Origin of the sequence: Chroococcus sp. FPU101 (genome assembly GCF_017312365.1) — a bacterium.
Classification (GTDB): Bacteria; Cyanobacteriota; Cyanobacteriia; order Cyanobacteriales; family Microcystaceae; genus Chroococcus.
Window position 1 is genome coordinate 1 of the sequence record NZ_BLJI01000010.1, and the last position, 22,633, is coordinate 22,633.

The following is a 22,633-nucleotide window of genomic DNA, read 5'->3' on the forward strand; positions in this document are numbered from 1 at the left end:
AATAGCGCAACTTGACCATTATTTAACTGACTAATTTGTGCTGTAACCTCGTCACCCACACAATCATCACATTTAACGACTTCTTGCCCTAATAGTTCCGATAAACGCGCTGCAACTGGAGTTAAACGCATACTCTCAACCACTTTACCAACTCCAGTTGTATGGGTTGATGGCAATAAGCAATCAACCCAAAAAGCCTTCTCTTGAGATGAAATAGGTTTTGCCTCAATCCGCTTAACCCGAACTCAGGCTAGATAGAATACGACGAATTCAAGTGAGTAGCAACGACAAACAGGGTTACTACCATATCCCTAAGATTTAGTCATTAAATCTAAACGAGATAACGCACTTGTAGCAGACTCTCTTAAGTATTCATCAACAGATTCATCATTCGCTAATTGAGTCAATACTTCTAAACCTCTGCGATCGCCTATTGAACCTAACGCATTAATGATTGCAATGGATAGAGCTAAATTATCGGTCGTTTTTAAAGATTCTACTAAAATATCAATTGCAGGTGTGCCAATTTGCCCTAAAGCCATTGCTGAGGCGATATAGACAACTGGATCAAGATCATTGAGAGATTGCTTTAATCCTAGTAGACCCATTTCGGGAAAAGTAACTTCAGGATGATTAAGAGAAATTTGGGCTAAAGCTTTGACACAACTGCCTTTGATGGTTGTATCTTGACTATTGAGTAATGTTTCAACTAGAGGAGGAACCGCATCAACACCTATTACCCCTAAAGCAACTACTGCCGAACGACGGTGGGAAACATCCGCTTGATCTAACATCTGCATCAAACGAGGAATCGTAGTTTCATCTCGAACTTCGGCTAGATCGAGCATCGCTCGTTTTCTCATGTGAGGGTTAGGGTGTTTGAGTTGTTCAAAAAGAGCGTCTATCGTCATATTTTTAAATATAATTTTTTAGATTTATTATCCATAGCTTAGGGGACTCATAGCCGATCACTTAACCCTATTTATAGGCAAAGCAACTGACTAAAAGTCCCCTAGAGTTCAATTTTAAGAACAATTACTAGGACAAGGAATTGATCAAATAGTCTAAGTAAGAACGGAACTCAACTAGAGCTTGAGAAGACATATCACGAGGAGCGCAAGCGCGATCGCGAGTGTATTCCATAGCAGCTACATAAGGAGCAGTAGGTAGGTTTAAAGCGCGGTAAACTTCACGTTGACCAGCAATACCCCACTCATCAAGAGGACCTGTACCACCAACAACTAAGCTGTAGTTGATCAGACGTAGGTAGTGTTTGATATCGCGGTAGCATTTGTCAACTTTAGTTTGGTTTTCACCAGCTTGACCTGCTTCTCTTAAGTAGGGGAACTTTTTGAAAACAGTATCTCCAGCTTCTCTGGTTACGTTTTCGAGACCAGCAGCGAGTTTTTCAGCCGCTTCTAAACGAGCATTAGCGCGCTGTAAACTTCCTTGTACGGACTCTAAATCCGATTGGGTGGGAAAACGTCCGGCTGAGTCAGCCGCAGCAACAGTGGTCGTAGCAACAGATTTCATAATTTCGATATCTCCGAATGGATCACAAAGTAATTGACTTTATTGTTAAAGGGATAACTTAGCTAAGAACGGAAATAACGCGATCAAAGTAGCTAGCCGCTTCAGCAGTGATAGCAGAGCAGTCACCTTGAATCATTTCCATTTTCCGTTCAGAGGTGTTGTTGATGTGAGCAACAGCACAAGCTTTCATGATGCCAACAGCACGAGCAGTAGACTGAAGGGGTACACCTAAAGCAACGTAGGTTTCTTTAAGACCATTTAAGCAACGATCATCTAATACAGACGCATCACCTGATAATAAAGCGTAGGTTACATAGCGTAGGATGATTTCGGCATCGCGTAAGCAAGCAGCCATACGACGGTTGGGGTAGCAGTTACCACCAGCTTGAATTAAGCCTTGGTTTTCGCAGATCATTCCAGCTACGGAGTCAGAAACGATACAGCTTGCGTTGCTAGCAATAGCGTTAACAGCGTCTAAACGTTTGTTACCATCAGCAATAAATTTTCTGAGGTTGGCTAGTTCTTGTCCACCGATGGCGGAAGTTTTGCTGTCAGCAGTTAAAACTGCTCTGGAAAAAGCGTCAAGCATTGAGCTCTCCTTGAATATAAACAAAATGACTTTCTTATGACTCGATTAACCTTGAGTATTCTTGGCTAATCGATATCTGAAGATAAAAGTTAGAGGCACCCAATGTCTCGATTCTTAAAAACTAATTAACATTTCGTAATCTTTCTTTGATTTGTTCTCGTCCTTTTTTGCTTGATCCCCTTATCCAATAAGACTTTTCTCGTTACTGTCTATTGAGAGTGCGAAAGTTATGTAAACGTTTTCTGAGATTTCAATCAATTTTTTAACGCTTGACTTTCAGTGATTGTAAAGTTTTTGCTTGTTCTTTCGCTTCACTGACTTGTCTAGCGGCTTCGACAAACTGCGCGACTCGGATCGGATCGACGGGTTCTGTAATTTTGCCCTGACGTTTGAGGGAACTGGCAACAATGACACCATCGGCTGCTTGCATCAAACTACCTACATTTTCCCAACTCGCACCACTGCCGATAAAAACGGGTGTGCCTTTAGCAGCTGCCGTCGCCAATTCTAAATCTTCTAAACTCGGTGGGCTACCCGTTGACCAACCTGATAAGATTACACCATCAGCGAGTCCTCTTTCAATGGTATCTTGTACAGCAGTCGTTAAATTCGGCGTTCCTAAAGGTCGGGCGTGTTTCACCAAGACATCTGCTAAAATTCCGACATTACAGCCTAATTCTCGACGATAACGCAATAATTCGTAAGCTTGCCCTTCGATAATCCCCTGATCGGTCGCCATGACCCCTGTTAGAACATTAACCCGAATAAATTGAGCATTGACACAAGAAGCGATCGCCATGCCACTTCTTGCATCATTACGCAGTACATTAATCCCGATCGGTAAAACCACTAAATTTTTGATTCGATCTACAATCAAAGTCATGGCACTGACAACGACTGGATCAACTTGAGATTTGGTAAAAGGGGCATCAAAAAAATTTTCGATAATAATACCATCTACACCGCCCGCAGCTAAAGCAGTTGCCTCTTGTTCCGCCCGTTCAATCACTGCTTTAAGACTGCCTCCCCAACGGGCAGACGTTGGTAAAGGCCACAGATGAACGACTCCGATAATCGGATGGGCTGTATTGAAGATTTTGAGCAAGTCCACTGGATCTATGTTTACCTTTCTGACATCTGTATTTGTTGGCCAATTGCCCATTATACACTGAATTCGGAACACAAAAACAAAGATCTGGTCTGGGGTAGGGCGATCGCTACTCACTCTGTAGCAGTAAAAAATGAGCAATATTCAACAATTTGATCTAGTTTCTCCAATTCATCTTTATAAATTTTTTTTAATTGTTCGTTAAGCTTCCTATAAAAATCGAGAATTATTTTGTAACAATCATTGAGAATTTCTTGAATATCTAATTAATCATCTTTATCTATTTTGTTAAACTCACTTTTAAATTTTTGATTGTCTCAAAAAGATTTACTTTTAATTTTCATTGCCTAGCTATAATTATGCTCACCATTTTTCAAAACTGCATTGATTAATAAACTATTAATAAAATAATGTAAAAAATAATTTCGTAAAAAAGATAAAATTTTTAAAGCGTTTTTTACATTTTGTTCAATAACTTGATATTTTTTTAAAATCATCGTTTGTTAATTGTGATCTCTTTAATCTTTTAATCAAACTCTTGCTATGTTCAAAAAATATCTGTGTAGAAACCATAAAATTTAGTAATCTTACTGTTTCATCAATCGCTGACTCAAAGCTCTCAATTTTTTTAGCTAAATATGAAATTTGGAAGTTATTGCTAAGTACTTAAGCAAAATTAATTACATATTTAGTACCAAATTCTTTCAAGATTTGCTCGACAGCATTAACCAAACTTATCCAATTTTGATAAGCATTCACATCTAACCATTGATACTTTATGAATCGCCAAAGAGTTTCAATCAAGTTAAGATGAGGAGAATAAGTAGGAAGCCAAAAAATCTCTAAATTCTTTTCCTGCCAAGAAGCACATTTCTCAACAAGAGAAGCACTGCGATGAATGGAAGCATTGTCCATAACGATAACTGTTTTTTGAGTCAAAGTTTCACTAAACTTATCTAAATAAGTAATGACGACTTGACGGGTAATTTTTCCTTCAAAAATATCAGGATAGAATTCATTTCTTTTATTCATTAACCCTAATAAGTTTAACCGTTGTCCTTGACGACTTTTTAAGGTGATCGTTGCTCCTTTTTCCTGCCACACATCCGGAACATAAGGAACTAAGCAAAACCCTGTTTCATCAAAATATCTTAAGTCAATTTCTCCTAGAATATCTAGCTTTTTTAATCGTTCCAGTTCTTGTTTTTTTTGTTGATAATCTTCTGGGTCAGGTTCTCCGCCTACTCCTTTTTTTAATCTTCTCCAACTCATCAAGAATGATTTTAAAACTCGCTTGATGGTATCTTTACTAACTTTAATTCCCCATTCTTTATCAATTTTACCCAGAATATTTTTTAGATTTTTTGGCGATTCTTTAGCCCAAGAACGAATTTCTTCTTTTTGTTGAGAATTGAAGATTTGTTTTCTTCCTCTACCCGCTTCATCGTATAAACCCACTAATTTCTTTTCTGACCATGCTTTTATCCAGTTGTGCATTGTCTTTCTACTGACTTCAAAAATTTTCATTAATTGAACAAAACTATACCCTTGAAAACTTAAAAGAATACAATGCGCTCTTTGCCTGACTTTATGATGTTTACTTTGTTTGTAGATCCTCTTTAACATATTTATCGTTTCTGGGCTTAGATCTGAAATAAATTTCATTACTGCTTTAGCTCTTAGGTTCGCTTTTAGCTTAACCCTTTTCTGAGTTTAAGTATGTAACTTATTTTGCATTACTACTTATCATCTCAATATTTTAGCCATTGATTTAATTCATCAAAATTGCATTAAAAAATTTTAGAACGTAGTTTTAACGCTTGTAATTGTTGCTCAAAAAAACCTAGAAACTGTTCAAATTCAGCTATTTTTCCAGCTAAATATGATTGATTATTTGGTGTTAGGTCTGTATGATTTGATTCTTTACGTCCTGAACCAACTTTACGAACTCGTAAGCTTTGTAAATCATATTCTGGTCTTAGTTCATCATTCATCTATGTATCAAGATTTTTCATAAACTTTTCCCTCTCTAGATGTAGCTTCTCTTGCACTGATTAAACGAATAGTATTTCCTCTTCTGTATAGTAAACAATTAGTAAACGACCTTGCTGTGATTCCCCAATTATAATATGGCGATCTGCATCAATAGAGTGATCGGGAGCGTAAAAATCGATGTAGAGAGGATCATTAAACACAGTTTTTGATTCTTCAAAAGACACACCATGCTTTGATTAGATAATGCTTTATTTCGATCCCACTCAAACTTCAGCATAAATATCTAGCCTACAATCTCTACTAGCTGTCACGCAAAGGGATAGCTGTGATTTAAGCTTGTTAGTCGAGTATGGGCCCAGAGCAGCCTTAAAAGATGATGAGGGGTTGGCATAACTGACCTTTCCGAGGCTAACATAAACTTGAGCAATCTTGGATAATTTCTTCAAATAAATTTGATGTTCCCCAAAATGTGTTAAAATGTCTTAACATATAGAAATGGTTACGCATTTTTCTTAAAGCATGGGCAACAAGCCAACCATTGCAATTTCTCACTTAGGTTGTGAAAAAAACCGCATCGATTCTGAGCATATGTTAGGGCTACTCGCGGAAGCGGGCTACTCAATAGATGCTAACGAAGACTTAGCAGATTATGTTATAGTAAATACATGTAGTTTTATTCAAGCCGCAAGAGAAGAGTCAGTAAAAACTTTAGTCGAATTAGCCGAATCGGATAAAAAGATCATTATTGCTGGCTGTATGGCGCAGCATTTCCAAGAACAACTCTTACAGGAATTACCTGAAGCCGTCGCTGTTGTTGGAACAGGGGACTATCATAAGATTGTCGATATTGTAGAACGGGTTGAAACAGGAGAAAAAGTTAAAGAAATCTCTACCGACCCCACTTACATCGCAGATGAACGTACTCCCCGCTATCGCACTACAACTGAGGGAGTCGCTTATCTAAGAGTAGCCGAGGGTTGTGATTATCGCTGCGCTTTTTGTATTATTCCTCATTTAAGAGGAAACCAACGATCGCGTACAATAGAATCAATTGTTGCCGAAGCCGAACAATTAGCAGAGCAAGGCGTACAAGAACTGATTTTAATCTCTCAGATCACCACTAATTACGGGTTAGACATTTACGGAGAACCAAAGCTTGCAGAATTATTAAGGGCATTAGGTCAAGTTGATATTCCTTGGATACGAATACACTATGCTTATCCAACGGGGTTGACACCAAAAGTCATTGAGGCGATTAAAAATACGCCAAATGTGATACCCTACTTAGATCTTCCCTTACAGCATTCCCATCCTGACATCTTAAAGGCAATGAATCGCCCTTGGCAGGGACGGGTAAACGATGGCATCATCGAACGAATTAAAGAAGCCATTCCAGAAGCGATATTAAGGACAACATTTATCGTTGGTTTTCCTGGGGAAACTGACGAACATTTTAACCACTTGGTTGAATTTGTCCAACGCCATGAATTTGATCATGTTGGAGTGTTCACCTTTTCAAAAGAAGAGGAAACAACGGCTTATAAGATGCCAAATCAAGTTCCCCAGGACATTATGGAAGAACGACGAGACATTTTAATGCAGGTTCAACAACCGATTTCTCTAAAGAAAAATAGAGCTTGTATTGGTCAAGTTGTTGATGTATTAATTGAGCAAGAAAACCCCCAAACAGGTGAATTAGTTGGTCGTTCAGGACGTTTTGCGCCTGAAGTGGACGGATTGGTTTACGTTACTGGGGAAGCTTATCTGGGTTCAATTATTCCAGTCAAAATTACTGATGCAGATGTTTATGATTTATACGGAGAAATTCTTATAGAAACTTAAAATAGCATCCTACTTTTTTTGATTTTCAACCGTTTTATACGGTCGTTTTTCCTCAAAAATTCAGAAACCCATTAACGTAAACCTTAAACCAAAATCATACTTATGACGACAACTTTTGCTGAATTAGGACTCTCAGAAAACCGTACTCAATTACTAGAAGAAATCGGATTTACTGAGCCTACAGAAATTCAAGTTAAATCGATTCCCTTAGTCTTAGCTGGACATGATATTGTTGGGCAATCACAGACAGGAACCGGTAAAACAGCAGCTTATTCTCTGCCTATCCTAGATGGAATAGACACCAAAAACCCATCAGTCCAGGCTCTTATTCTCACTCCGACTCGTGAACTAGCGCAACAAGTCGCCACAGCTATCAAAGATTTTTCCAACGAAAGACGGCTCTACATTCTAACCGTTTGTGGTGGTCAATCGATGGAACGCCAAATCCGTAGCTTAGAAAAAGGCGTGCAAATTGTTGTCGGGACACCAGGTCGCATTATTGATTTATTAGAACGGAGAAAACTAAACCTAGATCAACTCCGTTGGGTCGTTCTTGATGAAGCTGACGAAATGTTAAGCATGGGCTTTATCGACGACGTGAAAAAAATCATGCAACAAACCCCTGAACAGCGTCAAACGACTTGTTTCAGTGCCACAATGCCTCGTGAGATTCGAGATTTAATTAATCAATTCCTTAAATCTCCCATCACCGTTACCATCACCCCGCCACAAGTCGCGCCCTCGAAAATCGAGCAACGTCTTTATTTCGTGCCTCGGGGTTGGTCAAAGCTAAAAGCCCTACAACCGATTTTAGAAATCGAAAATCCTGAATCAGCCCTAATCTTCGTTCGGACAAAACAAACTGCTGCCGAATTGACCAGTAAACTGCAAGAATCAGGGCATAGTGTCGATGAATATCACGGCAACTTGACCCAATCTCAAAGAGAACGTTTAGTCCAACGTTTTCGAGATGGCAAAATTAAGCTAGTAGTCGCCACTGATATCGCAGCGCGGGGCTTAGATGTAGAACACATGACCCATGTCATTAACTACGACTTACCCGACAACACCGAAACCTACATTCACCGTATTGGACGAACAGGACGCGCTGGCAATACTGGGATCGCAATTTCTTTGCTTGAACCGATTGACCGTCGGATGCTCAAACAAATTGAATATCGTCTAAAACAGCGTTTAGAAGTGACTCAAATTCCGAGTCGTTCTGAAGTTGAAGCAAAACGCCTAGATAAATTACAAACTCAAATCAAAGAAACTCTAGCAGGGGAAAGAATGGCTTCTTTCTTACCTCTGGTGCGGGATCTAAGTGAAGAATATGATCCCTTAGCGATCGCTGCTGCTGCTTTACAAATGATCTATGATCAAAATAGCCCAGCATGGATGCAGAGTGATTGGGATGTTCCAGCATCGGGATCCCCCAAACCTGTACTAACTAAAGGTGGCGGTAAGTATTCTAACAATAAACCGAATCGCTATTCTGGTAGCAAAAAGCCTGTGTTTCAGCAAAGAGGCTAGAATTTTAGATTATTGTAGTTAAATGAAGGTGGGGATCAGCCCACCTTTTTTATTGTATTTCGTTTCTCACGCCAGATAAACCTGCATAGGCAATAGCGATCGCATCTACACTATCATTAATCGGCAATTTTTTTAGATCAAAAAGACGCTGTACCATTTCGCCAACTTCTTGTTTACTAGCCCTACCATTGCCTAAATGACATTTCCAGCTAGATTGATGTAAAAAAATCGGTTCGATATTGCCTTCGCGGTAACTGACTAGACTGACGATACCTAGTGCTTGGATTACTCCACCTGCTGCTTTAATCTGTCGGTTAAAAAAAGGCATTTCGATTGCAATTCCATCAGGTTGAAAATTGCGAACCAACCAAATCAAATCTTTTTCAATCTCGACTAACCGTTGAGGGGTAGATAAAGTCTTTGAAGTTTCGATCGTACCATAATCGACTAGACAAGGCGTTAATGACCCTTGATCTTGTAGGATAGCCCATCCAAGAATCGCTAAACCTGGATCAATGCCTAACCAAGTTTTGTAGGTTATTTCTTTGATATTCAATAAAAAACACTTGACAACTAGGGGGGAATTATTGTTATTATAAGTGAGGCGTGAGCATTGGGGTGTAGCCAAGCGGTAAGGCAGCGGGTTTTGGTCCCGCCATTCCTAGGTTCGAATCCTAGCACCCCAGTTAAATTATGAGTTAGTGTTATGAGTTGGTGTGATTCCAAGGACAAGCCGCAAAGCTCGACGGCTATAGTTTTCCCATGACTCAGATGAGACGGGGAAAACCAGTGTATAAAGCATCATGCCACTAATCGAATCAAAAGCTAACAAAGGATCTAAATTTTCTCGAACTTCCCTTCTAGCCTTAGCGCGTTCGATCACAGCCACAAACGCTTCTCGTCGAGGTTGTAGATATTTTGTCCAGTAGATTTGAGCAAACTGAGGATTAGTCGAGGTATGACTAATAATCATCGCCACAATTTGCCGCCCTAAAGGATTAAGGGTAATTTGTGCTATATTTTGGATTAAAGCCTCAAGATCTCCCCAGAGTGTACCCGTATCAGGAATAATGATTTCTTCTGGAAATTTGTCTAGGGCATCAGCTACTAATTCTTCTTTATTGGTATAGCGTCGATAAATCGTCGTTTTTCCAACTTTAGCACGGGCGGCGATCGCGTCAATACTCATCCCATCAAAACCAACTTCAGCTAGGAGTTCTAAAGTTGCTAGTAACATAGCTTGATGTGATTTTTCGCTACGGGGTCTTCCGGGTGATCTCTTATTCAAAACATTTATCCGTGCTATCATAATAAAAAATTTCCGACGTGTCGAATGAGCAATCAGCGTCCTTGTTCTGAATAGACTAACAAAAATATTATTCAAATCTGGGTAAGATTGGAAAAATCTTATCAATCAAGTAAGTGATCGCTTCGGTGGATTAAGATTTAATAAAACAGCTTTTCTGTTCATCAACAATTGAGTCTGTTACCGTTGATCAATAACAGACCAATACTTTTGATGATACATTATTTAAAAAGCAAAGAATCTGAAGATAGAAAAGATCGAGCCAAAAGGTTTTAAGATGGTTTGTATGCGATCGCTGGCGGTGGTTTGTCTGGAACGTTCAACCATAATCACATCTTCATTTTGCAAAGTTGGATTATTGGCATCACTAATATCTTTAGCTAAATCGATCCGAATTTTTTGTTTAGAAACCGTACCATCAGGATTAAGACGGATTAAATCAACCGTTTGAACGTCAGCCCGTTCCATATCAAAGCCACCCGCCGCTAAAATGGCATTATTAAGCGGAGTATTAGGCGGAACATCAATCGGGCCAGGTTTTTTCACTTCACCGACTACATTAACGCGAATTGTTGCTGGTGCGAAAGTTGCGCTCGAAAGTGTACTGACTTCAGATGAATCGAGTTTGTCGGCTTTAGGAATAATAATTGTATCCCCTTTTTGTAAAACAACATCTTTATTGGTATCGCCTGACTGTAACATTTCCCATAAATTAACATTAATCACTTGTTGAGTACCTGTTCGAGTCAAGCGGTGTACTTCAACATTGCGTACATCTGCAAGAGGTTTAATACCTCCTGCTTGAGTAATCGCCTCACTAAGTCTGGGTAAAGTAGACTGAGGATTTTCTTTATCTAGTTTTGATTCGATTTTATGAGTCCCTGGGCGATAAACTTCACCGACAACAGCAACATTAAGAGACTCAACGGGTTGTATGCCAAAATTAGCACTCGCCAACATCGGTGTTTCAGCAACATTTATTTGGTCTACCGTTGGGACATAAATTGTGTCGCCATCTTGGAGGGTTAAATCTTCGTCTTTGTTACCTTGTTGAATAAAATCCCACAAATTAGCCGTTAATACTTCGTTTTTGCCGCTAATGACTCGGCGAATTTGGACTTGACGAACATCGGCTGCTGTGGTGATGCCCCCCGCTAATTCCATGAGATCACTGACTGAGGGATACTGTAAATCGTCTTTTAAAGCAACTTCATAAGAACCAGGACGATCTATTTCTCCAGCGATCGCAATTTTCAAAGGACGGGGTTGACTCAAAATCACTGTAACAACAGAGACTTTGAGATAATCAGCATATTTGCGTTTTAGGAGATTTGTCGTTTGTGCGATGGTTAACCCTTTAACTTTAATATTACCAAGCAGGGGTAAGGTTATAGTTCCATCAGAAACAATTGCATATTCACCGCTATAGTCTTTTGCTTGAAAAATATCAATTCGTAGGCGATCGCCCGAACCTAATGTATATTCACTTGGATCTAATACTCTTTTGACTTCTACGGGTTGAGAAATCGCACTAATTGTTTGTTGTTGAGCCAAAGCTGGTAAGGGCAATGCTAATGATAACAAGAGTATAGAAGTTGAAAACAATTTATTTTGAGAAATCATGAAATAGTACCTCATGGCTAAAAAAATTTGAGAAAATTAAAAAAAGGTTATTACCGATGGGTTTTGTGGTGCAGTTGTTATTACTGCACCTCTCACTTACGCTACTTCGTCTTTCATGGTGTTACTTTTTAGATGTAAGTAACAACTCATTATCAATAAAATCAAAAATTTGTGGATTCTTATCTAAATCAAACTTTCTGGCAAAAAAGTAGTTTTGCCGAACAATATTAGCTAAATCTTTAAAAAGAACATCAGCAGCAAAACCACGCAAACCTAAAGGAAAGTTAGCATATTGTATAGAATTTTGAGACAGATTAAAAATTTTGCTATTGACTAAAACGGTCGCAATAATCGACTCTTCAGGTGCTAATGTTTTTTGATAGTATTTTAGTATTTTCGGATGACTTATTAAGAAATTTCTAAAATAGATTATACAGTCTTTAGAAAGAGTATTCCAATAATAGCCCCGATAAGGAATAAAGTTATTATTAAAAGGAGTTGACCACGATTTGATGCCGATCATATTACAATAAGCCTGTACTTTTAATAAAGGAATAAATCTTTCAACTTTCGATAGTCGATTGAGTAATGGTTTACTCCAATAAGGTAGACTAATATATTGACTTGTATAGCGTTTAATAGCATCTTTTCTTTTTTCTAAAGGTCGTTCTGAGTCCGTAAAATCATAATAATTCAAAAATCCATCATATTGAGTTGTTTTGAGCAAATTTTCAAGTTTATAGAGCGGTTGAATTGGGTAATCTTGTCCTGATAGAGTCACTAACCAATCAAAGTTTATTTGATTCTGTAATAAATAGTCAATGACTTGAATATAAATATTCAGAATTGAAGAATCACCTCGTCTTGCAGGCTTATTTCTTCTAATAATATTGATATTGGATAAATTATTAAAAGCCGTTACATCTAGAGTAGAACTACTAAAATCGTGACTGATAATAATGTGATAATTATTACTATTACCTTGAATATTTTTGACTAATCTAACAATTTGTTCTGGAGTTTTATGACTTTGAATAAAATAGCATATTTTCATGTTCTTCCTGTGGTTTTGAAATACTTGTCTAAGAAAAAATTAAATTTAAATAGGTTCTAATAATGTATTAATCCGTTTAGAAATTACTTGAGCAGGGACACCCATTGCTATTGAATAAGCAGGAATATTTTTTGTTACAACGGCTCCTGCACCGATGACACTTCCTTGACGGATCGTAACGCCATCCAAAACTTTTACACCGCTTCCTAGCCAACAATCATCCTCAATAGTAATTCCTTGACAAATAATACCTTGTTCAAAAATAGTGCGGTTAGGATCATTATAACGATGATTATTTCCATAAATACCTGATTGTGAAGCAATTAAACAATTATTTCCGATTTTAATTGGGCCTGGCCCTGCAATACAAACATAGGGGCCGATATAAGTACCTTGACCAATATCAATTAAGCCATTATCAAGAGATCTGATATCAACACCTCGATCCAAAATAGCTTTTTTTCTAAGGTAGATAGTACTATTTCGGCCATGACATTTGATATGAACATCGCAGCCAATTTTCACGCCATCTTCAAGATAAATGCGATTATTACCAACTTCAGTTTTATTGAGAGGAGCAGTACTAATATAAGCATGACGGGCAATATTAACCTTACTCCCTATTTCAAGATAACGAGGTTGAGTAAATTCTACAGCAGATTCAATACGAATCGAGTTTCCCATCCTAGCAAAAAGATAACGATAAAGCCAATTTCGCAATATTATTCCAGGTTTTTTGGGTATCCATCCTACTAATTCAATTAAAATTGTTTCTTTTTGATGAAGCAAGGATAGCGACATAATATTTAGTATTTTGAGATAAAAAGGGGTTAAGAGTTAGGAAACAATAATAAAGTTTATTCCTATAAACTAATTGAAATTAAGCAATCAAAAAATCATTGACACTAAGTGAGGGTAAACCCGTTAGAGTAGCAATTTTACGAGCAACTTGTGAACCCAGTCCATCAACATCAAAACTGAGTAGACCTTGATCAGTGTCATAAAGGAAATTAGCATTATTACCAATTGAAATTGGTGTCCTACTACTGACAAAGGTACCTGTTGAAGAAGCCGTTGTTTTTAGAGCTACACCCGCTTGTAAACCACCGCCGAAACCAGATGCACTAATCCGAAAAAGATCATCTGTAGGATTAAAATCGGTAATCGTGTCATTGCCGTCGCTTGATCGATTGTAGGCAAAAATATCATCGCCATCGCCACCAGTAAGTCTATTTATGCTATTTCCATTGATGAGTACATCATCATAATCTGTACCAACAATGTTTTCAATGCCAATCAGAGTATCTTTAGGTACAAGAGCTTTGTACCATTCATTCCCGAATTTTTGATAGCCTGTTGCGCTAGGATGGAAGCCATCCGACACCATATCGCTTAAACTTAGGCTACCACCTGCATTGACAAACGTTACTTTTTTTCCCACCTCCGCTTTATCCCTAACTAAGTCTGGAATCATCAGATTAAAATTTCTGACTTTATTGGCGGCTATCTGTCCTCTAGTTGCTGGATTAATTGGACTAATTGATGAAATTAAAACTTGAGTTGAAGGGGAGAGATTGGTAATTCGATCAATTAAATTGCTCAAATCTCCATACATTTCCGTCAGAGATTTGCTAGTTAAAATATCATTAGTGCCAATCATTAGCGTAACAATACTTGGTCGATAGGTGTTGAGGATGCCACTATTGATTAAACTATTAATCTGATCGATCGTATACCCTGGGTGTCCTTCATGATTTTTATCTCCTAACTGACTAGGCCCATTTAACTGTGAACCAACAAAATCGACCGTGATTCCATTAGATACAAAATTATTCCATAATTGAATTCGATAGCCTCCAGGAGTCGGGGAAACGGTGTGTTGTCCCGCAGTAATTGAATCACCCAACGGCATGATTTTAGGAACATTTGTACCAAATAATGGTTTAAGAACGATTCGCGTACTTAAATTGACAATAATTCCGTTAGATAGCTCACTATAATCCGCTGTATCAATCCCCGATTCACCATTAAGGATATCATTTCCTTTTCCAGCTTTAAGGGTATCATTTCCTGCTCTACCTGAAAGAGTATTATTTTGAAAATCACCTCTTAAGGTATCGTTAGCATTGGTTCCCACAACTGGATTAGGGACAACGGGAATCAATTCAATATAATCGATTCTTGCGGGTTCTCCTTGGTTTTCAAAACCTTGTATTTTAAGAACATCTCCTGCTTTTAAAGAAATGCGATTCCCTATCACTTCATAGGTTCGTGACTGTTGATTAGCAAGCGTACTTTCTCGAAGTTGATCCAAAAGCAAAGATTTAATCTGTACATTTTGCTTATAAAATTTAAGTTGGCTTTTGCCATCAGCTTCATCAAAATAACTGATAGCAATATTATAAAGACCTGTCGCACCCGTAAAAATAGTAGATGCTGTTCCGTTTTCTGTAATGCTTCCTCCTACTAGACTAATAAATTGACCACCTGATGCAAAGCTTCCTGACTCAAGATGATAAGCTCCAGACAAGTTCATGTCTTCAGCTTCGATCCGAATATTAGGCATTTTAAACACTCCTCTTAGTTGATTAAGACAAAACGACTTGATGAGATGATTTCCTAAAGAAAATTTTTCGACTCAGTTTTATAAATTTCCAAAGTAAATAACTAAACAGTGCCACCAATAAAGTAAAAATGATTTTTCGCTCTGTTGTATTGGTGATGATGTAATACAGAAGATCCAACCCATTATATTTTTTGAAATTAATTGGAAGAGTTTGCCATGTTAGACCGCCATCTATTGATTTGATTAACTCCATATTAGTTGAACCATAAATCGTTTGATCAACAGCATAAGACGGGGATAATTCAATCGAACCATAGAATGCTTGATGAATTTTTGTAAAAGTTTGTCCACCATCAATTGTTTTAAACAAACCTTGTCCTTTGAGATTAATCAAAAAAGTTTGATCTTTTTGATAATTAGATGATATGACAATATCTTCAACATTACTCTCTTGAGAATAAGCTTTATTTTCTAGCTTTTCCCAAATTTTACCTTGATCATGAGTTATAAAAAGCCCTTTAGAGGTTCCAGCAAATACTGTTTGGTCATTTTGATAATTGGGTGAAATGACTAATTTTTTACTAGCTCCCTCAATCTCAAGTATTTTAGTAACTGAGTGCCAAGTTACACCTCCATCAACTGATTGATTGATTCCACCTGTAAAACCTCCTAAATAAAGTGTTTGATCGACTGAAAAATTAGGCGATATCGCTAATGAAGGTGGCTGTATTGCTTTTCCAGTTAGTTTTCCAATTGCAGAAAAGTTTTCACCTCCATCGGTTGAACGTAAAATATCTCCTTCAAAAGTTGTTAAATAAAGGGTTTGATCGACCCCGAAATGAGGAGATATAGTCAGATATGAATCTGCTCTTAGATGTTTGGGTACCCAAAGTTTTTTCCAGTGTTTACCTTGATCAGTTGTTTTAAAAAGACTACCCCAAGTACTGGCTAATAGTGTATGATCATAGCGATAATTTGGAGAAAAAGCTAAGGAGATAATATTAGTAATTAAATGTTGTTTAAGAAGTGCATCTAACTGCACTCCACGCTCAATACTTTGCCAAGTTTTTCCTTGATCGTGGCTAATATAAGGCGCATTAAATAAGGTATTTATCGCTAGTGTCTGATCATTCGCAAAATTGGACGATAGGGCGATATGGTGAATATTATTAGCGACCGAAACAGCAATATTTGTATCCTGCCAATTTTTTCCGCTATTAGTTGTTTTAAACAATCCATCAAAACCAGCTACAAAAATAGTTCGATCTTTAACAAAATTCGGAGAAATAGAGATTTGAGAAAAGTTTGGATTATTCCAAGACGTTGCTTGTTCAACCGTTTGTAAACCTTGATTTGACTTTTGCCAACTTAGTCCACCATCATTAGATTGAAAAATGCCGTCTTTCCAAGCAGAAGTAAATAGAGTTTGATCTTTTTGGTAATTGGGTGATAAGGCTAAATTAGCAATTGAAAGATCGGTTAGTCCTTGATTGATTGAAATAAATGATTGTCCCTCATCAATCGTTTTAAATATTCCTTTTTCAGTTCCAATAAAGAAAGTATGATCTGTATTAAAATTAGGTGATATTTTGATATCTCGAATCATTCCACTATTATTAAAATGAGCCAAGGGTTGCCAAGTTTCGCCGAAATCTTTCGATAAAGAAATTTGGCCTTGACCATCACCGATAACAACCTGATTTTCTAAATTCGGAAAATATGCGATCGCGGTTATGTGCTGCTCTTTAATAACTGAAGTCCAACTTTCCCCCCCATCTTTAGTTTTATAAAGTCCATTTTCAGTTCCAAGGGCAAAAACTAAATTAGACGAATGGGGTGAAATCAAAACTTTTTTAATATTTAAGTTTTCTAAACCACTATTAACTTTTTGCCATGTGCTACCATGATTTTTAGATAGATAAATTCCATCGCCTAAAGAGGATAATAATAAAGTCTCTGGTGATTGAGCAGAAATATCCAACGAAGATAATTTATATTGATTATCTAAACCGTCTTCGATTCGTTGCCAGCTTTTACCTTTATCCTCTGACTTAAATAAATTGCCCCATGTCTGAATTCCCAGTTGAGTTATATGATAGAGGGTTCGATCTTGAGCATAGTTTGGTGATAGTTTAGTATCAATCACCACATCATGGGGAATATGCGCTAAAGCAACATTTACATTAAAAAATAAAACAGTTAAGAGTGATAGTCCTAAACCAACCATCACTCTAAATCTGGTCAAAATAGTATTCATTGGATATTAGGCAACTTATATTTTGAGTAGACGTTGTTCAGTAAGATTTATAGGTTGAGTCGCTTTTGTTTTAAGATGATCAGCAAGACGAATCGCTAAAGCAACGATCGTTAGTGTTGGATTAGAAAGCCCACTGGTCGGAAAAACCGAGCTTCCTGCAACATAAAGATTGCTAATGCCATGAACTAAACAATTTTCATCAACTACGCCCTGTTTCGGGTTAAGACTCATGCGGGTTGTTCCCATATGGTGGTAGGAACCTTGAACCTTTGACCAAATTTCGTCACTCTCTTCGATTTCAAGTTGTCCTAAACCAGAACGCGCTAACTCATCGGCGAGGATTTGCTGTGAGCGTTTAATTGTATATTTATCGAGTGAGCTTAAACGCCAGTCGAGTTGAGTCCGATTCATACCTAATTGATCTCGCTCAGAACTGAGAGTTATTCGACTATCAGGGTTAGGTTCTTGTTCTGCGATTAAATGAGTTTCGTAAAAGTTGGATTGTCCAGAATAGAAGGATTTGTTGAACAACTTGTGATAAGCTCTTGCAGAAACTTGATCGAGATTCGTGATGATTGTTTTCAAATCTTCTAGAACAGAAGTATTACTCTTATAACGGCAGATTTCAGTGATCGATGGGAAAGCTTGATGGATGGCTTCATGTTTGCGTTGTAATTTATACTTTAGGCTGTTAATCGCTTCCACCCAGTCGGGAAGAACACTGAGTAATCTTGTACTAAAATTAAGAACTTGCTCACTTTCTTGTCTTTTTTCGGATAACCCTAAAGCAGTCGCTAAAAACGTCTTACCGATTTGGATATTTTGCTGAGTGTATAGAATGGGAGGTTGAGCAAAGTAAATTTTTCCTGAATTTAAATAGGGATGTTCCATAAAGAAACGTCCCACTAAATCATGTTGATTCCCTAAACCATTTTTCTGAACTTGATTAGATGCTAGGAGTAAACGGGGGTTTTCAATACCACCGACTGCCAGAATAAAAACTTTAGCTTGAACTGTAAATTTTTTCCCGTTGAGACAGCCTATCCGTAGTTGTTGAACTTCTCTTGCACTATCGTTCGTTTCAATTTCTAAAACATTAGCATGAAGATAAGTTGTAACATTTTTAGCCTGTTCAAGTTCATTTCGGTAAACTTCTCCAAAACGTAAACGGTTCGGTGGAATAATTTGCCAAATGTTCGTTTCTATATCTTCCTTGAAGTTAGGACAGTGACAGCCTAAAATTAAGAGTGCATCTTTCCAATAACTAAAATTATAGGCAAATGAGCCAAGTCCCGACACTTCTTGAGCGCGTTCATAGTAGGGAATCAGTTCAGTTTTTGTAATGGGCCAGCTACTATAATTCATCCAAGGGCGATCTTGAAAATCGATGTCATCAAGAGGACGACTCCAACCACCCCAAAGATTAGTGGAACCCCCTAAAGAACGTGAACGAGTCTCTTTTAGCGGAAAATAGGCATCACCAATATTTTTACCCGCATAAAGATCTTGAGTGGTTTCCTCATGCTCAAAACCTCCACTTTCGAGTAAACAAACTTGCTCAGGTTGATTAATAAATTCTCTAGCAAGGGTAATTCCTGCGGCTCCTGCTCCAACAATGCAGATATCGCAGACAATTAGAGAATCATCTGATAAAGTCAGGGCATCAATTAACACGATCGATTTTCCTCGTTATTTGACTAAAACTAAATTTTTGGCAGGGAAAAAGTAAGCGTTTTGTTCAGCGCGTAATTGGTCGCAGAGTCGTCCTTGAGGAAGTTCTACATCGTCGTAGGTAAGAACTTGATCTCTGTCTAAATCACGTTTGAGACGACATCCTTCGGCTAATCCCATTGGTAGCAAATTTTGAGTTTGAACGATTTCTGAATTTTCACATTGCCCATAAGTCATGTAAAAACCAATGCCATCAAGAACATCACCTGCTTTAAGGTTAATTTTGGCGGTGGTTACTACATCTACTTTTGGCCCTGCAAGAGGCGACATCACTGCATCTTGCAATAAGACCGCCCGCGCTACAGAAAGAGGAACTTCAAAATGACACAGATGATAGGGGGTATAAAAGCTATAAAGTGGCCCTTCTCCAAGTTTGTATAGATTGAGATAATGGCGTTGTTTGGGGTCGTCATGGGTGGCAAAGACAAATACACCCGGCCCTGGTTGAGAACCGACGACATAATCAACAATACCGCCTAATTCTTTAAGCTGTTCAACATCATACATTGAGGTCATTTCATCAACATGACCTTTGTATTCATAGCCTAGCATCCCTCGTTTGGCGACTGTCATATTAGTTGCATTCGCCACAATTGCCTGTTCAAAAGAAATTTTTGTCCCATCGGCGAAACTGGTTACCATATGAGCTTTTTGTCCCCAACGTTTCGCAAAGCCTTCTTGAGTGGTAGGGTTGCGATAGGGGTCTTGTAATCCTTTGATATTGCCACAGAGTAGGGGAGTGAGTCCGATACTTTTGACAAAACGATAGAGATTCATTTGTACACCGGGTTGATCTCCATCACAAGCACTGAGAATCACACCAGCGCGATCGGCATATACTTTGAGAATGGGGCCAATTGTGCCATCGAGTTCTGCATTCATTAGGATAATATGTTTGCGGTGGGCGATCGCTTTCATGACGATATGTGCCGCATACTCAATTGTTCCTGTGACTTCGATTAAGGCATCAATTTGCTCGGCTTGACACAATAACATCGCATCATCGGTGATGGCGTAATGGTCAGATGCGATCGCTGTTTCTAAATCGATCAGGGTGTTGACGGTTTGAATATCTTCTATCCCTGTTTCTGTATAGGCTCGTTTTGCTCCTTCGAGATTTCGATTAGCAATGGCGACTAATTTCATGCCGGGGACTGAGTTAATGATCTGATTGGCAATCCCGCGACCCATAAAGCCTGCGCCAATCATGCCAACTTTAATCGGGTTACCCGATGCGGCGCGAAAAGCAAGCATATTATCAATAATAATCATGATTAAACACCTACTGTAATTTTTTGGAGTATTGGCCAAGCGGCATCTTTAGCAGAAATTTCACTGACTCTTAAAGGCCATTGAATGCCTAAAAGTGGATCGTCATAACGTAGTCCTCGTTCACATCCTGGGGTATAAAATTCACTAACTTGATAGAGAACTTCAGCACCATCCGTTAAAGCTTGATAACCATGAGCGAACATTTCGGGTACATAAAGCGCACTTCGGTTTTCTGCCGTTAGTTCGACTCCGATATGCTGTAGAAAGGTGGGAGATTCAGAACGCATATCGACGATGACATCATAAATCGCACCTTGAGTACAACGAATCAATTTCGTCTCAGTTGCGGGAAAAGTTTGGTAGTGCATTCCTCTGAGTGTGCCTTTGCGGTAGTTAAAGGACAGGTTGCATTGTGCGATCGCTGACTTTAAACCGTGATTTTCTAACTCTTGAGCGCAAAAAGTACGAGCGAAAAAACCTCGATGATCAGGTCGTGGTTCTAAGTCGATGATGAAAGCTCCTTTGAGTTTTGTTTCGATAAATTGCATAATTGTTTACTAATTTAATAAAGGTTAAAATTGTTAATTAGAACAAAGAAACAGATTTTTAGACAAAATTACGGGCTTAAAAGGCGTAAAATACGGTTACTTAGATTGGCACATAAGCTAATTTTATTGATAATCCATTTTTGATACAAATTGTTGACTTCCTTCAAAAATATTTGACTTTTTAACTATTTTTTGTATTTTCACTGAGTCTTGAATTCATACTTCAATATTTAACTTTTGGGTGTTAATTTCTACTAAGTACAAACATGGAGATAAGAACGAATCAAAAGCCGTAAAAGTCTTTAAATGTGCTCATTAATCAGGTCAGAGATTGCTCTAGTTTAGCCTCAGTTCTTGTTTTATACATTTTCTCTGTGTAGATTACTTATTAGCCTATTAATTTTTAATAGGCTTAAGTGACTGATTCCGTGTTTTCTCGGAGCCTTCCGCAGATTATATGAAAACTTAGTAGTTTTTCTCGTGACCATTTAAGAGCAATGGTTATTATCTTGGTAAAAATGTAAATTTCAAGGAACAATTAAATGATCAATCATCCGCAGCAGAATCCTATTGGTGTGAAATTTTGTAATGAGTTGCTATCCAAATTAGCTATTAGTATTAGTGCTTTACCATTTACCTTAATTAGCACTCCCTCAGAAGCAGTTATTATTAGACAATATGATTTTGAGAGTGGAAATTACAATGGAGTTAGCCGACAATATCAGGACAAAACCTGTAGTACTAGCCAATCCTATATCGACAATAGTCTGTTTGATATTGTGCCATCTCCAGGGGGAAGGTCTGGAAATGCAGTTAAGCATCATTTAGAAAATTGTGATGAACGAAGTGAGTTAGTTGTAGGGGGTGGAACGTTAAGAGCAGGTGAAGAATATTGGATCGGTTGGAGTATGTTTTTGCCGAGTAACCATAATATACCAGGCAGAGAATCTTATACCATCACTCAACAAATGGGGTTTCAAAATACTTGTTGGCAAAATCCGAATGGAGCTAACTGTAATAATCTGATTAAAAAGCCAGATGGTACAATTACACCCAAAGTTGGCTCACCAATTCATGCACTATTGCCCAGTGTTGATGGCACCAGCATCAAGTATGACCTTTATGGCTATCTTTCTACTGACTCAACTGGACGACATCTTTTTGAGAAAAAAGTATTTATCATGCCCTCACAACCTAACCAGTGGCAAGATTTTGTCATGTATCTCAACTTGTCAGGTGACCCAACTCAAGCCCGTTTTAAATTGTGGAAGAATGACAAACTATACATTAATGAAGCTGTAAGATTACTGCCTCCTTCTGTTTCAACATTGGGGGATTGGAAAATCGGTGCTTACAATGGTGAACCGGGCAATGGTGAACGGACTCTTTACACGGATGAATTAAGAGTTGGCGATCGCACCTCAAATTATTTAGATGTTGTTGCCCCCGCCCGCAGAAATAGATTAACTGGACTAGGGCAAAATCCTACTACTCTTTCAAGCTTGGCTACCCCCGTTCAAACAGCTTCTGCTTCAGTTCCAGAACCGAGTATGTTGGTCGGTTTATTAACGATAGGTGCTGTTGCTGTGGGTATGAGAGCAAAGCGGCACTAGATAGATATCTAGATTCATTTAATCTTTTTTTAAATCTAGTCATGGTTTTAACCCTTATATGGA

At 38.1% G+C, this 22,633-nt stretch carries 20 protein-coding genes, 1 tRNA gene and 1 pseudogene; 4 read left to right on the plus strand and 18 right to left on the minus strand.

All coding sequences use genetic code 11. From position 1 onward, the window contains the following. The 8 genes and pseudogenes from pgk to CFPU101_RS26265 form a co-directional block, all read right to left on the minus strand. Nucleotides 1–149, minus strand: a pseudogene (gene pgk, locus CFPU101_RS11000) (phosphoglycerate kinase); the annotation flags it as partial. Between the two features lie 162 nt (nucleotides 150–311). Further along, a complete protein-coding gene (locus CFPU101_RS11005) occupies nucleotides 312–911 on the minus strand; it encodes a HEAT repeat domain-containing protein (RefSeq protein ID WP_206815402.1) in 600 nt (199 codons plus the stop codon). A gap of 127 nt (nucleotides 912–1,038) precedes the next feature. Next, nucleotides 1,039–1,533, minus strand: a complete 495-nt coding sequence (locus tag CFPU101_RS11010; RefSeq protein WP_206815403.1) for a bleomycin hydrolase — start codon at nucleotides 1,531–1,533, stop codon at nucleotides 1,039–1,041. 58 nt (nucleotides 1,534–1,591) lie between these two features. Continuing rightward, nucleotides 1,592–2,122: a bleomycin hydrolase gene (locus tag CFPU101_RS11015; protein WP_206815404.1), complete on the minus strand. Its 531-nt coding sequence runs from the start codon at nucleotides 2,120–2,122 to the stop codon at nucleotides 1,592–1,594. A 262-nt stretch (nucleotides 2,123–2,384) separates the two neighbouring features. Then, nucleotides 2,385–3,233 (minus strand): photosystem I biogenesis protein BtpA, encoded by an 849-nt coding sequence (gene btpA / locus CFPU101_RS11020; RefSeq protein WP_206815510.1) that lies wholly within the window; start codon nucleotides 3,231–3,233, stop codon nucleotides 2,385–2,387. A 663-nt stretch (nucleotides 3,234–3,896) separates the two neighbouring features. Next, nucleotides 3,897–4,895 (minus strand): IS630 family transposase, encoded by a 999-nt coding sequence (locus CFPU101_RS11025; protein ID WP_206815405.1) that lies wholly within the window; start codon nucleotides 4,893–4,895, stop codon nucleotides 3,897–3,899. A 125-nt stretch (nucleotides 4,896–5,020) separates the two neighbouring features. After that, nucleotides 5,021–5,224, minus strand: a complete 204-nt coding sequence (locus CFPU101_RS11030; protein WP_206815406.1) for a hypothetical protein — start codon at nucleotides 5,222–5,224, stop codon at nucleotides 5,021–5,023. 60 nt (nucleotides 5,225–5,284) lie between these two features. After that, nucleotides 5,285–5,425 (minus strand): hypothetical protein, encoded by a 141-nt coding sequence (locus tag CFPU101_RS26265; RefSeq protein ID WP_374191948.1) that lies wholly within the window; start codon nucleotides 5,423–5,425, stop codon nucleotides 5,285–5,287. Between the two features lie 319 nt (nucleotides 5,426–5,744). Between CFPU101_RS26265 and rimO the strand changes: the two genes are divergently transcribed. Both rimO and CFPU101_RS11045 read left to right on the plus strand, forming a co-directional pair. After that, the gene (rimO, locus tag CFPU101_RS11040; RefSeq protein WP_206815407.1) at nucleotides 5,745–7,067 is read left to right on the plus strand and encodes a 30S ribosomal protein S12 methylthiotransferase RimO; all 1,323 of its coding nucleotides are present in this window, start codon (nucleotides 5,745–5,747) and stop codon (nucleotides 7,065–7,067) included. A gap of 102 nt (nucleotides 7,068–7,169) precedes the next feature. After that, nucleotides 7,170–8,600 carry a DEAD/DEAH box helicase gene (locus CFPU101_RS11045; RefSeq protein ID WP_206815408.1) on the plus strand — a complete coding sequence of 477 codons (1,431 nt, stop codon included), beginning with the start codon at nucleotides 7,170–7,172 and terminating at the stop codon, nucleotides 8,598–8,600. Nucleotides 8,601–8,649: 49 nt separating this feature from the next. Here CFPU101_RS11045 and CFPU101_RS11050 read toward each other — a convergent pair whose 3' ends face one another. Continuing rightward, nucleotides 8,650–9,141: a crossover junction endodeoxyribonuclease RuvC gene (locus tag CFPU101_RS11050; RefSeq protein WP_206815511.1), complete on the minus strand. Its 492-nt coding sequence runs from the start codon at nucleotides 9,139–9,141 to the stop codon at nucleotides 8,650–8,652. 73 nt (nucleotides 9,142–9,214) lie between these two features. On the opposite strand from CFPU101_RS11050, the gene CFPU101_RS11055 reads away from it, so the two are divergent. Further along, nucleotides 9,215–9,286, plus strand: a tRNA-Gln gene (locus CFPU101_RS11055). 5 nt (nucleotides 9,287–9,291) lie between these two features. Here CFPU101_RS11055 and CFPU101_RS11060 read toward each other — a convergent pair. From CFPU101_RS11060 to rfbC, 9 genes are all read right to left on the minus strand, one after another. Further along, nucleotides 9,292–9,837 (minus strand): TetR/AcrR family transcriptional regulator, encoded by a 546-nt coding sequence (locus tag CFPU101_RS11060; protein ID WP_242577873.1) that lies wholly within the window; start codon nucleotides 9,835–9,837, stop codon nucleotides 9,292–9,294. A gap of 294 nt (nucleotides 9,838–10,131) precedes the next feature. After that, nucleotides 10,132–11,490, minus strand: coding sequence for an SLBB domain-containing protein (locus tag CFPU101_RS11065; protein ID WP_206815409.1), 1,359 nt, complete (start codon nucleotides 11,488–11,490; stop codon nucleotides 10,132–10,134). Nucleotides 11,491–11,650: 160 nt separating this feature from the next. Further along, complete coding sequence (locus tag CFPU101_RS11070) at nucleotides 11,651–12,583, minus strand: beta-1,6-N-acetylglucosaminyltransferase (protein ID WP_206815410.1); 933 nt, start codon at nucleotides 12,581–12,583, stop codon at nucleotides 11,651–11,653. Between the two features lie 45 nt (nucleotides 12,584–12,628). Next, nucleotides 12,629–13,384: a DapH/DapD/GlmU-related protein gene (locus CFPU101_RS25555; protein WP_242577874.1), complete on the minus strand. Its 756-nt coding sequence runs from the start codon at nucleotides 13,382–13,384 to the stop codon at nucleotides 12,629–12,631. Nucleotides 13,385–13,463: 79 nt separating this feature from the next. After that, the gene (locus tag CFPU101_RS11080) at nucleotides 13,464–15,149 is read right to left on the minus strand and encodes a GDSL-type esterase/lipase family protein (RefSeq protein ID WP_206815411.1); all 1,686 of its coding nucleotides are present in this window, start codon (nucleotides 15,147–15,149) and stop codon (nucleotides 13,464–13,466) included. A gap of 22 nt (nucleotides 15,150–15,171) precedes the next feature. Then, entirely contained in the window at nucleotides 15,172–17,406 is a 2,235-nt protein-coding gene (locus tag CFPU101_RS11085; protein WP_206815412.1) for a hypothetical protein, read from the minus strand. Nucleotides 17,407–17,421: 15 nt separating this feature from the next. After that, entirely contained in the window at nucleotides 17,422–19,080 is a 1,659-nt protein-coding gene (locus CFPU101_RS11090) for a GMC oxidoreductase (protein WP_206815413.1), read from the minus strand. 15 nt (nucleotides 19,081–19,095) lie between these two features. Continuing rightward, nucleotides 19,096–20,409, minus strand: coding sequence for an NAD(P)H-dependent oxidoreductase (locus tag CFPU101_RS11095; RefSeq protein WP_206815414.1), 1,314 nt, complete (start codon nucleotides 20,407–20,409; stop codon nucleotides 19,096–19,098). 2 nt (nucleotides 20,410–20,411) lie between these two features. Beyond that, complete coding sequence (rfbC, locus tag CFPU101_RS11100) at nucleotides 20,412–20,957, minus strand: dTDP-4-dehydrorhamnose 3,5-epimerase (protein WP_206815415.1); 546 nt, start codon at nucleotides 20,955–20,957, stop codon at nucleotides 20,412–20,414. Nucleotides 20,958–21,499: 542 nt separating this feature from the next. On the opposite strand from rfbC, the gene CFPU101_RS11105 reads away from it, so the two are divergent. Then, nucleotides 21,500–22,570: a heparin lyase I family protein gene (locus tag CFPU101_RS11105; RefSeq protein WP_206815514.1), complete on the plus strand. Its 1,071-nt coding sequence runs from the start codon at nucleotides 21,500–21,502 to the stop codon at nucleotides 22,568–22,570. Nucleotides 22,571–22,633 lie beyond the last annotated feature (63 nt).

Coding starts and splice junctions, on each gene's coding strand:
- CFPU101_RS11080 (WP_206815411.1), bottom strand. CDS start 15,149: ATGCCTAATATTCGGATCGAAGCTGAAGACATGAACTTGTCTGGAGCT.
- CFPU101_RS11025 (WP_206815405.1), bottom strand. CDS start 4,895: ATGAAATTTATTTCAGATCTAAGCCCAGAAACGATAAATATGTTAAAG.
- CFPU101_RS11095 (WP_206815414.1), bottom strand. CDS start 20,409: ATGATTATTATTGATAATATGCTTGCTTTTCGCGCCGCATCGGGTAAC.
- CFPU101_RS11085 (WP_206815412.1), bottom strand. CDS start 17,406: ATGAATACTATTTTGACCAGATTTAGAGTGATGGTTGGTTTAGGACTA.
- CFPU101_RS11030 (WP_206815406.1), bottom strand. CDS start 5,224: ATGAATGATGAACTAAGACCAGAATATGATTTACAAAGCTTACGAGTT.
- rimO (WP_206815407.1), top strand. CDS start 5,745: ATGGGCAACAAGCCAACCATTGCAATTTCTCACTTAGGTTGTGAAAAA.
- CFPU101_RS11105 (WP_206815514.1), top strand. CDS start 21,500: ATGATCAATCATCCGCAGCAGAATCCTATTGGTGTGAAATTTTGTAAT.
- rfbC (WP_206815415.1), bottom strand. CDS start 20,957: ATGCAATTTATCGAAACAAAACTCAAAGGAGCTTTCATCATCGACTTA.
- CFPU101_RS25555 (WP_242577874.1), bottom strand. CDS start 13,384: ATGTCGCTATCCTTGCTTCATCAAAAAGAAACAATTTTAATTGAATTA.
- CFPU101_RS11010 (WP_206815403.1), bottom strand. CDS start 1,533: ATGAAATCTGTTGCTACGACCACTGTTGCTGCGGCTGACTCAGCCGGA.
- CFPU101_RS11015 (WP_206815404.1), bottom strand. CDS start 2,122: ATGCTTGACGCTTTTTCCAGAGCAGTTTTAACTGCTGACAGCAAAACT.
- CFPU101_RS11005 (WP_206815402.1), bottom strand. CDS start 911: ATGACGATAGACGCTCTTTTTGAACAACTCAAACACCCTAACCCTCAC.
- CFPU101_RS11070 (WP_206815410.1), bottom strand. CDS start 12,583: ATGAAAATATGCTATTTTATTCAAAGTCATAAAACTCCAGAACAAATT.
- CFPU101_RS11045 (WP_206815408.1), top strand. CDS start 7,170: ATGACGACAACTTTTGCTGAATTAGGACTCTCAGAAAACCGTACTCAA.
- CFPU101_RS11060 (WP_242577873.1), bottom strand. CDS start 9,837: ATGTTACTAGCAACTTTAGAACTCCTAGCTGAAGTTGGTTTTGATGGG.